General features: G+C 49.4%; 14 protein-coding genes. 1 reads left to right on the top strand and 13 read right to left on the bottom strand.

Annotated features, from left to right (window positions below; translation table 11 throughout):
• Positions 1-15: 15 nt before the first annotated feature.
• Positions 16-1,038 carry a sensor histidine kinase gene (locus HMPREF3190_RS01855; protein WP_066779826.1) on the bottom strand — a complete coding sequence of 341 codons (1,023 nt, stop codon included), beginning with the start codon at positions 1,036-1,038 and terminating at the stop codon, positions 16-18.
• On the bottom strand, positions 1,035-1,709 hold the full coding sequence (locus HMPREF3190_RS01850; RefSeq protein ID WP_066779823.1) for a response regulator transcription factor: 675 nt from the start codon (positions 1,707-1,709) through the stop codon (positions 1,035-1,037). Before HMPREF3190_RS01850 ends, HMPREF3190_RS01855 begins: the two co-directional genes overlap by 4 nt.
• Before the next feature lie 359 nt (positions 1,710-2,068).
• On the opposite strand from HMPREF3190_RS01850, the gene HMPREF3190_RS01845 reads away from it, so the two are divergent.
• A complete protein-coding gene (locus tag HMPREF3190_RS01845) occupies positions 2,069-3,388 on the top strand; it encodes a CpXC domain-containing protein (protein ID WP_066779821.1) in 1,320 nt (439 codons plus the stop codon).
• A gap of 258 nt (positions 3,389-3,646) precedes the next feature.
• Here the strand turns inward: HMPREF3190_RS01845 and HMPREF3190_RS01840 are convergent, their stop codons facing one another.
• The 11 genes from HMPREF3190_RS01840 to ftsY form a co-directional block, all read right to left on the bottom strand.
• Positions 3,647-4,522, bottom strand: a complete 876-nt coding sequence (locus tag HMPREF3190_RS01840) for a pyruvate, water dikinase regulatory protein (protein WP_066779819.1) — start codon at positions 4,520-4,522, stop codon at positions 3,647-3,649.
• Positions 4,523-4,610: 88 nt separating this feature from the next.
• Positions 4,611-4,754: a hypothetical protein gene (locus HMPREF3190_RS07395; protein WP_156425681.1), complete on the bottom strand. Its 144-nt coding sequence runs from the start codon at positions 4,752-4,754 to the stop codon at positions 4,611-4,613.
• Between the two features lie 19 nt (positions 4,755-4,773).
• Positions 4,774-6,963, bottom strand: coding sequence for a glycine--tRNA ligase subunit beta (gene glyS / locus HMPREF3190_RS01835; protein ID WP_082715083.1), 2,190 nt, complete (start codon positions 6,961-6,963; stop codon positions 4,774-4,776).
• The gene (locus HMPREF3190_RS01830) at positions 6,956-7,864 is read right to left on the bottom strand and encodes a glycine--tRNA ligase subunit alpha (RefSeq protein WP_066780194.1); all 909 of its coding nucleotides are present in this window, start codon (positions 7,862-7,864) and stop codon (positions 6,956-6,958) included. Before HMPREF3190_RS01830 ends, glyS begins: the two co-directional genes overlap by 8 nt.
• A gap of 367 nt (positions 7,865-8,231) precedes the next feature.
• Entirely contained in the window at positions 8,232-8,813 is a 582-nt protein-coding gene (lepB, locus tag HMPREF3190_RS01825; protein WP_449676004.1) for a signal peptidase I, read from the bottom strand.
• Between the two features lie 27 nt (positions 8,814-8,840).
• Positions 8,841-9,641: a tRNA (guanosine(37)-N1)-methyltransferase TrmD gene (gene trmD / locus HMPREF3190_RS01820; protein ID WP_066779814.1), complete on the bottom strand. Its 801-nt coding sequence runs from the start codon at positions 9,639-9,641 to the stop codon at positions 8,841-8,843.
• 183 nt (positions 9,642-9,824) lie between these two features.
• Positions 9,825-10,301, bottom strand: coding sequence for a ribosome maturation factor RimM (locus tag HMPREF3190_RS01815; protein WP_156425680.1), 477 nt, complete (start codon positions 10,299-10,301; stop codon positions 9,825-9,827).
• A gap of 73 nt (positions 10,302-10,374) precedes the next feature.
• Positions 10,375-10,626 carry a KH domain-containing protein gene (locus tag HMPREF3190_RS01810; RefSeq protein ID WP_066779811.1) on the bottom strand — a complete coding sequence of 84 codons (252 nt, stop codon included), beginning with the start codon at positions 10,624-10,626 and terminating at the stop codon, positions 10,375-10,377.
• 5 nt (positions 10,627-10,631) lie between these two features.
• Positions 10,632-10,874 (bottom strand): 30S ribosomal protein S16, encoded by a 243-nt coding sequence (gene rpsP / locus HMPREF3190_RS01805; RefSeq protein WP_066779810.1) that lies wholly within the window; start codon positions 10,872-10,874, stop codon positions 10,632-10,634.
• Between the two features lie 343 nt (positions 10,875-11,217).
• Complete coding sequence (ffh, locus tag HMPREF3190_RS01800) at positions 11,218-12,654, bottom strand: signal recognition particle protein (protein WP_066779809.1); 1,437 nt, start codon at positions 12,652-12,654, stop codon at positions 11,218-11,220.
• A 2-nt stretch (positions 12,655-12,656) separates the two neighbouring features.
• Positions 12,657-13,571 carry a signal recognition particle-docking protein FtsY gene (gene ftsY, locus HMPREF3190_RS01795; protein ID WP_066779807.1) on the bottom strand — a complete coding sequence of 305 codons (915 nt, stop codon included), beginning with the start codon at positions 13,569-13,571 and terminating at the stop codon, positions 12,657-12,659.
• Positions 13,572-13,669 lie beyond the last annotated feature (98 nt).

The following is a 13,669-nucleotide window of genomic DNA, read 5'->3' as shown; positions in this document are numbered from 1 at the left end:
ACATTCGCGTAAGGTTTATGCCGCAGGCAAGGTGATTACAAAGCGAGATCCCTTCCCCACCTGTGAGAACACTTCGATTGAAAGCCCCATGAGCTTGCAGATGTTCGCGCATAGGTACAGTCCCATTCCGGTGGCCGAGCCCTTGGCTCGACCGTTCTCACCCACGAAGCCGCGTTCGAAGATTTTGGGCAGGTCGGCTGCAGATATGCCCTTGCCGTTGTCCGCGATCTCGAACTGGACCGTTTGCTGGGAAGCCTCACCTTGCGCAAAAGACCTAAACACCACTTCCGTTGCACCATATTTAGCTGCGTTGCTCACCAGCTGGTCGACGACGAATCCGAGCCATTGCACATCGGCGAATGCGCAGGCTTCGCCCAGCTCGAACACAGGCCGCACGCCAAAAGAGATGAGCATATTCTGGTTGCGCTTGCAGGACTCCCTCGCAACCTCCACCAACGATATGCGCCGTATCGCATAGTCCGAGGAAAGAGCCTGATGGCGCACATAGTACAAAGCCTGCTCCACCTGAAGCTCGATGCGCTCAACCTCTTGGCGCAAGGTCGTTGCGTCAGGCCCCTTCATGCGAGAGAGAACCAGCTTACATGCAGTGATGGGGGTTTTGATCTCATGTACCCACAGTTCGACGTAGCGCTGGTAGGCGGCAGCATCTTCGTTGATGTGCGCGGTCTCGTCACCCGCCGTCTTCGACAGCGTCTCGAGCGCCCGCCAGGCAACGCGTCCTTCGAGAAAAGACGGCTCCGTGGCGAAGGCGGTAAGATGACGTACCTGCTCCAGCTCGCGCGCGACTTCCAATAGCTGGTTGTAGGCGCGGCGCTTGCGCAGGTAGTCCCAAAGAAAGATTATCGCCATGCCTGCAGCGACAAGGCAGCAGACCATGACGACCGCCTGAACGTTCAGTCCCAAAACACGTAGCACGAACGTCACGCAGGCCAACGTGCACGCCGCTACCATGAAAGAAGGAAGGTGGTCCTTGCAGTACAGGATGAAGCTAAATCGACTTACAGCTTCTCTGCTCATACCAGATAGCCTTGTCCGCGCTTTGTTTGCAAAAAGTCATCGGGCGCACCCAAGGCAGCTAGCTGCTTGCGTACGCGATTGACGTTCACTGTCAAGGTGTTGTCGTCAATGAAGTCATCAGTGTCCCACAGCTTGCATATAAGTTCTTGGCGCGTGACGATTTGCCCGGGGCTGCTCATAAGCACGTCGAGGATTCGCTGCTCATTGCGCGAAAGCTCGATGGTTCTACCTCCGAACGAGACGGTGCCCTTAGCAGAGTTGAACTCGACCCCGCGATGAACGATAGCCCGATAGGATACTTGCGAATTCTGCCCAGCTCGACGGAGCGCTGCTTGCAGGTGAGCCAACAGAACCGCAGGGCGATACGGCTTGGTCAGATAGTCGTCCGCGCCCAGTCCCATGGCCATAATCTCGTCGAATTCCGAATCGGAGGCCGTAAGCACCATGATGGGAACCTGGCTTTGAGCGCGAAAGGCGCGACAGATAGAAAGACCGTCGTTTCCCGGAAGACCAAGATCGACGATGACGCAGTCAGGCACCTCAGATACAAGCCAATGATCAGCGTCAACGAAATCATCGCACGCGACGCACAGAAAGTCCTGCAACTCGAGAATGTGCGCGAGCTCGTTTCTCAATGTCGTATCGTCTTCAATGATGGCAATCTTCGTCATAGCGGGCCTTTCTTATTAGTCACATTATACAATGCGGGCCTTGCCTCGAAACTTACATGTTTGTCACATAGCCGAATCAGCCCCCATGCGGCCCCGGCGACGTCTTCGCACACAGGCAACGGAATTCAGCTATAGATCAAGGTCAGATAGCCAAAAAGAGCAAGCCATTATGTCCTGTGCAAGCCGATGCCTTTTGTTGCTGGATCGCACCTAATACACAATTTTCAGCCGATTTTCGATATACAAAGCAAGTAACGTGCAAGCTCAACGTAAAAGCAGTAAAACAAGCACTATAGTCAGACAAAGGCAACTATTCTATACTTCTGTAGTGACACTTTCCTTTAACGAAAAGAGGAATCATGCCTTACATTCCAGAAAAACACGCCAATCTTGGATTACTCCCCAAAAGCACCGAAGAATCGCTTGAAGTTATTTTTTACCCTAACGAGCTTATTGAACGCATTAATCAGCTCCTGCAACCGTCCAACCAAAACCAAGAAAATGAAAGCGATCAAACCCTGTTCCTTGTTCCAATTAAAAAAGACTCACTTGTACACTATCAAGCCGAAATTGATGAATACTTAACACGTTACGAAAAGGAAGAAGTTGCCGATTTCCTGAAATTACTTAAACTAACAATACGACAGATGAACATTAAAGAAAATTGGTCGGTTGTACGCTTTACAGGCCATCAGTTTGACAACGACACCTATCCGCCGCTTACGCGCGGTGCATGCTACTATTGGCCTTGTTCTCGAGAAAACCCAGAATATCTAGGCGTATTTGACAATGGAGAGAGCACTGCAAATTTATATCCGTGCACGCCAAGCGATTGGGAAATTGTTGACGACCCAACAGGAATGGCAGCTCGTGCGCTTGCAGGCAACGCAAACACGATAGAAAGCTGGGATGTAAGCGAGTATGCGCCAGAATTCGTTGACTTTATGCGTGAAACAGGATTACGTCCTAATCTTCAAACTAACACCGATATGCCAATGCACTACACAGATTTTCCCTGGAATAATTCAGAAAACGATGAAACATCATTTACGTGCCCTGCATGTAACGCCACACAAGCGCTTACAATACAAACGCTCTTGAACACCTTCGATACTCCCGATGCTGCTGAAAAACTCACTGCTGGCACTTTTTTTGACGTGACGTGCATAAAGTGTGGATCTAAGCTTTCACTTCCACATCCATGTTTATATCTTGACCCTTTACATGGTGTAAGCATGTATTTAGTTGCAAATAATGAGATGTACAACAATGTAGCAGCTATGTTCACAGAGATGTTGCAAAACGAAAACGCTCGACATATCCGCTTCAGAATTGTAACCGACGCACGTGCATTTCGAGAAAAGGCACTTGCTTTTGATGCCTGCATTGACGACCGCTCACTTGAAATGCTGAAATTTGGTATACGTGGACAAGCAAGCCAAGAGGGGTACGTTACCACGAATAACACCTACGAAGTATTTTTAGAAGAAGTAGCAGGCGATATGTTGCGCTTTGCTCTGTATGTAAGAAATACCAAAAAACTCGTAGAAGTCGACCGAAAAGCCTGCGAGCTATTCGATAATGATCTAGCACAGTCAAGCTTAAAAGATGAGCAGCCTTTTAACGTTAACGAAGCGTGGGCAAATACAGCTTTTGAAATTATCGAGCAAGAACAATAGCTTGTAAAAGCGTCAATCGTGATGTTGAACGCGAGACAACGCAAGACGGACACATACCGCGCATGGTGCTAAACGTAACATCGTGACATATAACATAAGAATTGGACACCTGCACTACCTGCTTAGCAGTAAGTTCACCAGCGCCGATGCGCGGTTTGCAAGCTCCTTACCTGAAAGCTAAACGCCGCTGCCATCTACATGCAACTGCTATCCAGACATAACTGCTATCTACATCCAGCTGCTAGCCACGCGCAAGTGCTATTGGAAATGATACGGAAATGCAGCCAGGTAATACGTAAGAATCTCTTGCGCGGTTTCCTCAACAGCGCGCCCTTCCGTATGAATAACAATGCAACCCAAGCGCCGCATAAAGTTGCGCGCTTTTTCGAGGTCATCGTACACATAGTTCGGATCGGCGTACTGCTGCGCCACACCAGCCGCATTACCTAAGCGCTTGCGGCGAATTGAAACCAGCAAATCAGGCGAGGTCATCAAGCCAAAAATGCGAGCAGGGTCAACTTCGAACAGCTCGCTTGGTGGCTCTGTTTGCATATCAAGCGGAACATTCGCAACTTTGTATCCCTGCTGAGACAGATAAATTGACAGCGGCGTTTTGGACGAACGCGAAACACCCAACAGCACCATATCAGCATGAGTAAGATCTTGCGGATTGCGGCCATCATCATGAGCAATCGCAAACTCCACCGCTTCAATGCGCGAGAAATATTGCTGATTTGCTACATGCAGCTTACCCGGCGCACGTAACGGAATACGCCCTGAAACTTTCGCAAGCGCATCAAGCGCCGGCGTCATAATGTCAAGCGCTACAATCTCGGGATGCTGCAACACATACGAGCGAAGTTCACCCGCAAGAACAGCAGACACCAGCGTATAGAACACCACCACCGATGTGCAGTTGGTGGTTTTCAAGTCGTCTTCGATATGCTGCTCAAAAAAACTGCGAATTTCATCGAAACTGGTAACTTTCGCGCAAATTTCAATACGCGGGTTTTCAATACCAAACTGCACCGCAGCTGCGCGTGCAATAGCCGAGCCTGTAAGTCCTACTGAATCGCTAATGATATAAACAGGCGGAAATGCAATAGATGTTTCGTCTTGTTCTTTACCGCTCATGTAGGTACTCCCCCCTTTTGTGAAACATGCGCCACGCTCAAACTATTATAGCGCAGCGAACGCAACGCACTCGGCCGCCTGGACGCTGCTACCAGCGCAGAACTGCCACTAGCTTTTCAGCGCCACCAACAGTGCCATGCCACCAGCCTGCAAAATCACCAGCACGCGTACAGCCCGTCATTCCAGTGCCACCAGCGTTCCATCCCGCACGCGTTCCGGTGCCGCAAGTCATTCTAATGCCGCTAGCGTTCCTAGCCTTTCGCTAAGCACGAAAAGTCAGCAATGCACGAAAACACATCAACGAAACAGTTCAGCACCGCAAGATGGTTTTTCTTTAACGCTTCATCTGCATCCATAATAAGCGTCGATGCAAACAGGGCGTCAATTGGCGCGCGAAGAGACGCAAGCACACTGCACGCTTCTTCATAGCGCTGATGTTCTAAGTCGTGCTCAAGCTGCTGTTTTACGCTTTGAACCTTTGCAAGCAACGCTCGTTCGGCATCGTTACACAAAGCATCGTCAACACTCATACCAGCAGATATGTCGTGCAAATTCCACGCGCGCACATACGCAGCTGTTAAGTTTTCATAATCGTCACGCTGCTCGCGTGCAACTTTTTCAAGCGCGCGGCAACGCAACATAATATCGCGAGGATGTTCTGGCTGAACAGCCACAATGGCGTCAATCGTCTGCGGCGCAATGCCTTCGTCTTTCAGCATCACACGCAAACGCCCCAAAATGAAGCGATAAACTGCCTGATAACAAGCTTGTTTATCGAAGGAAACTCCTGCTTGAGCGTACAAATCGAGAAGCGCAGTGAGCGTTGCACTCAGCGACAACTGAGGATACGCATCCAAAATACTCAACGCGCCGATAGCACTCCTGCGCAACGCAAACGGATCTGAAGAACCTGTTGGTGCTTGATCGATGGCGAACAATCCGCAAATCGTGTCAAGCTTATCGATAAGCGCAACACCACACGCAACTAAATCACACGGCAGCGCATCTCCCGCAAAGCGCGGCTGATAATGCTGCGTAATTGCTTGCGCTACCTGGTCGTTTTCGCCACACGCACGCGCATAGTAGCCGCCCATAATGCCCTGAACGCTAGTAAATTCAACCACAGCATTCGTCACAAGATCGGCCTTGCACAACAGCGCTGCGCGACACAAATTCTGTTTTTCCTGCTCAGTTACATCTAAGCTGGCACACATCTGCTTGGCGCACGCTTCAATGTGCATCGTTTTGTCGTACATCGTGCCTAAATCTTGCTGGAAAACTACCTGTTTCAGCTTGTCAACATACCATTCAAGCGGATGTTTCAAATCTTCCTCGTAGAAAAATTTTGCATCGTCCAAACGCGCGCGAACCACGCGTTCGTTACCAACTTTCACCTGTTCAAACGCACTTTCAGCCGCGTTGCTTACCACGGCAAAATAATTCGTCAGCGCACCGTCGTTGGTGTAAAAAGGAAAATAGCGCTGATGCATAAGCATCGCGTCTACAATAATTTCTTTCGGAACAGCAAGAAAACTCTCATCAAACGAGCACACAAGAACGTGAGGAGCTTCGCACAAATTCGTAACTTCAAGCAGTGTTTTTGCAGGAATTTCTGCGTGCAAGCCAAGCTTTTTCTCGAAGTGAGCCACTTCATCTAAAATGCGCTCTTTACGCTGGTCTTCAAAAGGAACAATCTGCAAATGCCGCAACGTGTCAAGCAAGGCGTCAGCCGAGCTTATTTCGTGTTTGCCAGCGGAAAGCACACGATGTCCCCAGGTGAATCGGTCGGCGTGAAGACCTGCAAAAGTAAGCGGCACTACCTTGCTGCCAAACAGGCACACAATCCAGCGAACAGGACGCGAGAACGTTTCGCTGCGCGATGCCCAACGGCACGACTTTGGCCAAGCAATGGAGGTAATAATCTCAAGAAGCGCTGCCTGAATAGCGGGCGTGGTTGATTGCGAAGGGCTTGAAACGTGCGCGAACACGTAGCGCTCACCTGCGCAATCACGCAATTCAAGTGCTGAGGCGCTCACATTTTTAGAGCGTGCAAAGCCAAGCGCTGCTTTCGTGAAATTTCCGTTTTCATCAAGGGCAATTTTTGCAGACGGTCCGCGAAAATCAAGCTCTTGTGCCTGCGTTTGCGCAGCTACTTGCTTCACAATGAAGCCAAGGCGCCGCGGCGTTGAGAAAACAGTCACACTTTCAAAAGGTACCGCATGCGCCGACAAACGCTCGGGAACAAGCTGTTGTAACTGCTCGCTTGCTTTATGCAGGTCAAATGCGGGAATTTCTTCAACGCCAAGCTCGAAAGCAAGTGTTTGAGGGGTTTGCTCCTTCTGCACCGTTTCTGACGCCTGCGTATCTTGCCCCGTTTGTGCCACTTGTTTCGTTTGTGCTGCGTGCTGCGTTTGGTGGGCACATTCGTTGGTATTACTCATGACGCTCCCCTTTCGTAGTGGCGTTAACCTGGGTAGACGCTGCAGCCTCATTCTTTTCGTACAGTGGCGCAACATGCTTCATATAACTCTCGCAACACGCTTTTGCAATGCTACGAACACGTAAAATGTAATTGGTGCGCTCCGTTGCCGAAATAACGCCGCGCGCATCAAGCAAATTAAACGCATGCGAGCACTTCAACACGCAATCGTAAGCGGGAAGCGGCAAATTGTGCGCAAGAATGTCCTTGCACTCTTTTTCGCGCGCTTCAAACTCGCGAAACAAAAAATCGGTATCAGCAACTTCAAAGTTATAACGCGAGTACTGGCGCTCGTTTTCGAGATACACATCGCCATACGTAAACGTAACGCCGTCATCGCCTCGCGCCCACACAATATCGAACATGCTGTCGACCGACTGAATGTACATGCACAAACGCTCAAGACCATAGGCAATTTCCACGGGAACGGGAGAGCACTCAAAGCCTCCCACCTGCTGAAAGTAGGTGAATTGCGTAACTTCCATGCCGTCAATCCACACTTCCCAGCCTAAGCCCCACGCGCCAAGCGTTGGGCTTTCCCAGTCGTCTTCCACGAAACGAACATCGTGTTTATCAGGGTCGATGCCGATAGCACGCAGCGATCCTAAGTACAAATCTTGAATATTGTCGGGAGACGGCTTAATAAGCACTTGGAACTGGAAATAATGCTGCGTGCGGTTGGGGTTTTCGCCATAGCGACCATCGGCCGGACGGCGACATCCCTGCACGTACGCAGTGCGCCACGTACCCTTGCCAAGCGAGCGCAAGGTAGTAGCAGGCGCGTTGGTGCCAGCGCCAACTTCGTTATCGTAAGGCTGCAAAATAACACATCCCTGCGCTGCCCAGTACCTTTGCAAGTTCATGATCAGCTCTTGAAACGTGGGAGCAAGTGTACCCTGCGCGATTGCGGGCGCGCTACCGGTTGCGCAAGCTGCCTGCTGCGCAGGTGCAAAAGCTGCCTGTGGCGACGTTTCTCCAAGCTGCTGTGACGTCTGTTCTGCCTGCTTGTGCGCACCTGGGCGTTTTTCTAAAGGTGCTTGTGCGCCTATGGGTTGAGCGTCCATGCCATCTCCTTACTTCAATAACAACTTCAAATTGCGTACTTCACTCACGAAATCAAAAAGTCACTTCTATAACGACTTCAAAATCCCAACTGCTGTAACAGTTTCAAAATCCCGACTTCAATAACGACAACCATATCCTCAGTGCAATAAAGTCTCCAATATCCCACTACAGCAACTTCATATGGTTAAACGGCCAATGGATGCAAAATGCTTTTCCAGTAATCGATTGCAGCGGAACAGCTCCAAAAAAGCGTGAATCTTGCGAGTTGGTGCGATTATCACCCATCACCCACATGCAGCCCTCGGGAACCACAAATGGAAACGAAATATGTGATCCCACTAACGGATAATTCGGCTTGTTTAGCGTATAAGGCTCACTGAGCGGCTTGCCGTCAACAACAACGTGTCCGCCCTGCAAATCGACAGTTTGACCTGCTGTTGCAATAATGCGCTTAATAAGTATGCGATTATGTTCGGGGTTATTATTTGGATTCACTTCATGAAACGTAACAATATCGCCTTGCTTTGGCGCGGCAAAACGGTAGGAGACTTTTTCTGAGATAACTAAATCACCAGGCATAATAGTTTGTTCCATAGACCCTGACGGTATTTTATACGGCTCAAAAATAAACGTATGCGAAAACACCGCCAGAGCAAACGCAACAAGAAGCATAATAATAAAATGAACAATGCTGCGCGCAACTGATCGTGTTGGTTGAGAAGCGTGTTGTGCAGAGGACAAGCTCATCTCTTCCCTTCTTATGTTAAAACATGCCTATGAATGCCGCTGTTGCAGCTGATGGAGATAATTCCTATGCGCTGCATCAAGGCTTTCAAGATTTATATCATCAAGCAAATCGGGTCGTTTTTCAAGAGTACGCTGGAGAGACTTACGAATTTTCCAATCTTTGATTTTGGCGTGATCACCGCTTAACAGCACCTCAGGAACGGACCGGCCCTCATACACAGCAGGTCGCGTGTACTGCGGCGCTTCAAGCAGCCCGCTTACGAAGCTTTCATCGCACACACCATCATCAGCACCCAGCACGCCGTCAATTTTACGAACGATAGCATCGATAACGACCATCGACGCAAGCTCACCGCTGGTAAGCACATAATCGCCGATTGAAAGTTGGTAATCGGCCAGCTCAAAGGCACGTTCATCGATACCTTCGTAATGACCGCACACAAACAACAGACGCTCGCACTGACACATCTCACACGCAAGCGCATCGCTAAACGGCACACCGGTTGGCGTAAGAAACACAATTTTTGCATCACTTGCGTTCGTGTGAACAGGCTTTTCACCCTCCCACGCGTAATACGGATTGCGCGGTGTACAGATACCGTGACAAATATCGTGTACAGCATCAAAAATAGGCTGGCACGTCATAACAAGGCCAGGACCACCGCCATAAGGCGTATCATCGGTACTGCGATGCTTATCGTTTGTCCAATTGCGCAGATTATACGAATGAAAGCTCAGCAAGTGCTTGTCTTGTGCGCGCTTCATCATTGATGCGTTCATGTATGACGTAAACATATCGGGAAAAGTTGAAAGTGTTTCTATAATCATAAGCTTTACGCAATCCTTTCCTTTTCCAGATAGATAACAAGGTGTTCGCGGCTTAACTGTCAGTGGCTTTGTCTGAGCATAATGAAATAGTTGAACAGATGCGTTACTAACAGATGCGATACTAATGCCACCAGCCGCGCAACTGAACGCAAATAGTAAACAGCAAGTATTGCCAGCGCTCCATTACTCGCCAGTAAAAAATCCTTGTGCAATGCGAACGGAGATACAGCGCGCATGCTCGTCAACGTGAGCAATCAGGTCGCTGTGTGCTGGCACAAGCAAACACGTATCATCTACATCAACAGGAAGCGTATCAAACTCAACTTCGAACAGAGGGTTCATCGGCGTATCGATGTAATTAACAATAGTGCCTGCTGCACGATTATCTGTGCTACACAACCGCCACCCAATCCAGGGATGAGAAGCCTGAGCAGCCAGCCGCGATGCTACCAGTTGCTTGTCAAGCAAAACATGACAGCCTACATAAGCACGCGCAGTACTTAAGGTATCAACACCGTCAAACGAGACGTACGCCGAGGTATCACGCACGTTTGACACGTCTCTCACTACAAGAAATCGCTTAGCTTCAAGAACAGGAGGAACAAGGGCTACGTGCATGCCTTTTTCCAGCAAAAAAGGAAGCCCCTGTGCTGCTTGCACAATAAAGCTTCCTTGAGTATGTATCGTTTTCGCAATATAAGCTACATCGCAAAGAGCGCGCACGTGTACAACCCTAGACAATTTCTACGTCTACAGCGCTAATCGAACCATCAGCCGCAGCGCGTGCTAACGTGCGAATAGATTTCACAACACGTCCTTGACGGCCGATTACTTTACCAGCGTCTTCTTCATGAACATGCACCTCAACGCGCAAATGTCCCTCATCTGACACCTGCGAGCTAATAGTAAGCTCATCGGGAAAATCAATCAAAGGCACAACGATGCTGCGTACCAGTTGAGCTACTTTTTCTGCCTGATCAGCCATTGGTATTATTCGCCCTTATGAGATTTAATAAGACGAGCAACGGTATCGGTAGGTTGCGCACCGCATGACATCCAATAGTCAAGACGCTCATCGTTAAGACTGAGAAGAGCAGGGCTTACACAGGGATTATAGCGTCCTACTTCCTCAATAAAGCGTCCGTCGCGAGGGCAACGAGAATCGGCAACAATCACACGATAATATGGGCGCTTTTTTGCACCATGACGTGCAAGGCGAATTTTAACTGCCATGTAGAAAACTCCTTTATGTCTCTTTTGTTATCAAGACGCACGCCACGTTTATACGGATTGCGTCTTATGAACAGCAAGCAAATATGTTACTGACCTTTTTATGTTTTTACAAGCTTTGTGCTGATTTTTTTACAAGATACGCACATGTAGATGCGCGCAGATCGTTTTACGGCGTTTTGCATTGAGCATTTGGCAGCACTGCATGCAAAGCAAACATTCAAAGGGAAACTGTGCAAACCATCAACCAAGTAAGCCGCCTAAGTCACCAAAACATTCATGCGCACACAAGAAATGTGTCGCAGCTCCGTGGAACAGCGCACGTAAATACGAGCGAACACACGCACTATGAATCTTTCAGCATGTCTTGCAACTTTTTCAAATCGCCCATGCCAGGCATCCCCATACCCATGCCAGGCATGCCGCCGAAACGCCTCTTCAGCTTTCCTTTCTTACCCTTTTTACCTTTCTTGAAATGCTCAGCGCTTTCTTGAAGCGAAGGCATCATTTTGCGCACCATTTTGCGCGTTTCACCATATTTTTTCATCAGTTGATTGACGTCGGTAACGCTTACCCCTGCACCAGCAGCTATGCGTGCACGGCGCCTGCCATTGATGCAATCAGGCTTTTCACGTTCTTCTTTTGTCATGGAAAAGATGATCGTTTCCATGCGCTCGAAAATTTTCTCGTCCACTTTCCCTGATGAAAGCGCTCTATCACCGCCAGGCAAAGCGCCAATAAACTTTGAAATGCCGCCAATTTTCTTAATTTGCTTATTCATTTCCAAAAAATCGTTTAGGTTCAGATCGGCATGAGCAAGGCGCTGTGCTTCTTCTTCACGCAGCTCATCTTGCTGCACTTTAACAGCACTTTCGATAAGGCTTACCATATCTCCCATGCCCAAAATGCGCCGCGCAAGACGATCGGGATGCAGCGGCTCAAGTGAGTCGGGCTTCTCGCCCATGGAAATAAATTTGATAGGCTTACCGGTAGTTTCTCGTACAGAAAGCGCTGCACCACCACGCGCATCGCCGTCCATCTTCGAAAGAATAACGCCATCAAAGTCAACTTTTTCCGCAAATGCGTGTGCTACATTCAGTGCATCCTGACCGATCATGGCGTCAATAACCATCAAAATTTCATCGGGCTCAAGCGCAACTTTCAGCTGGTACATTTCATCCATCATGGCGTCGTCAATATGCAAACGACCTGCAGTATCAACAATTACCACATCGCGCATGGTGCTCGTAGCGTGCGCAAGGCTTTCCGTCGCAATTGCAAGTGGATTGTGTCCATCGCCGCGATATACCGGAATGTCCAGTTCGCGACCCAGCGTTTCCAGCTGATCGGCCGCAGCAGGACGATACACGTCGCACGCAGCAAGAAGCGGCCTTTTACCTTGGCTTTTCAGCAAATACGCCAGCTTTGCGCAGGCGGTCGTTTTACCTGAACCTTGCAAACCAACCAGCATCACCACATTGGGATGCTTGTTTTGCGCCAGCTCAAGAGTTTGCGTCTGCCCGCCAAGCATGTCGGTAAGTTCATCAAGAACCACTTTCACAACGTTTTGAGCAGGCGTAAGAGAATTCAGAACCTCTGCTGCAGAACAGCGCTCAGTTGCGCGAATGCTAAAGCGCGATACGACTTTGAAGTTAACGTCAGCTTCAAGCAGCGCCAGACGAACTTCGCGCATCGCTTGCGCAATATCCGCTTCAGTAAGACGGCCTTTTCCACGCAAGGCTCCAAGCGCGTTTTGCAAACGCTGTGACAAACTTTCAAACATAGCTACTCCTTGTTAAAGGTACCTAAAAGACCATCTACATAGCTGCGCGCATCGAAGTCTTTCAAATCGGACAGCTGTTCTCCAACACCTAATTTCAAAATAGGAAGTGATAAATCATGCGAGATAGCAAGCGCAATTCCACCTTTGGCGCTACCGTCAAGCTTGGTGATGATAAGCCCATCAAGTCCGAGCGCCGTATTGAATTCGCGTGCTTGCATAAGACCGTTTTGCCCGGTTGTTGCATCAAGCACCAAAATACAATACACGGGCACGTGAGCGCGCTTTTTTACCACGTTGCATACTTTTTGCAACTCGCGCATTAAGTCGGCCGATGTGTGGAGACGCCCAGCAGTATCGATAAGAACATAATCAGCTCCGCATGCTTCTGCACGCTCGATGGTTTCAAAACACACGCTTGCAGGATCACTACCGCGCGTGCGGGAACAAATTTCCACATCAGCGCGCTGCGCCCAGGCTTCTAGCTGCTCGATGGCAGCTGCGCGAAACGTATCAGCGCTGCCCAGCAGCACATGCTTGCCGCTATCGTGCAGCGTACGTGCGATTTTTCCGCACGTAGTAGTTTTACCTGAGCCATTAATGCCCACAAACAGCATGATAGCTGGCTCGGCAAAAAAATCATGTTCAGCAGGCGTAAATCGTTCTTCAAGACTGTCTTTCAAATTCTCAAGCACGCTGTACGCATCGGGAAGCGCTAAACGCCGCGCGCGCTGGCGCAAGTCGGCAACAACCTCGCTTGCAAGCGGCGCACCGCAGTCCGACAGGATGAGCGTTTCCTCCAAGCCTTCCCAAAAGGTATCGTCAAGCTTGGGGCCGCGATCAAGCAGCACATTCATGTGTTCGCGAAATTTTTGACGTGAACGCTCAAGTCCTTCGCTAAATTTACCAAATAACCCCATGTCAACCTCTACTTACTTCGTATGCACCGCACGCTTAGTATGCACCGCACACACCAACTCGAATGCGATACGTATGCACGACGCGCGTGTTCAAGTGC

This window comes from Umbribacter vaginalis (assembly GCA_001552935.1).
Classification (GTDB): domain Bacteria; phylum Actinomycetota; class Coriobacteriia; order Coriobacteriales; family Eggerthellaceae; genus Berryella; species Berryella vaginalis.
The sequence above is the reverse complement of the archived record's forward strand: the minus strand, read 5'-3'. Positions and strand labels throughout refer to the sequence as shown.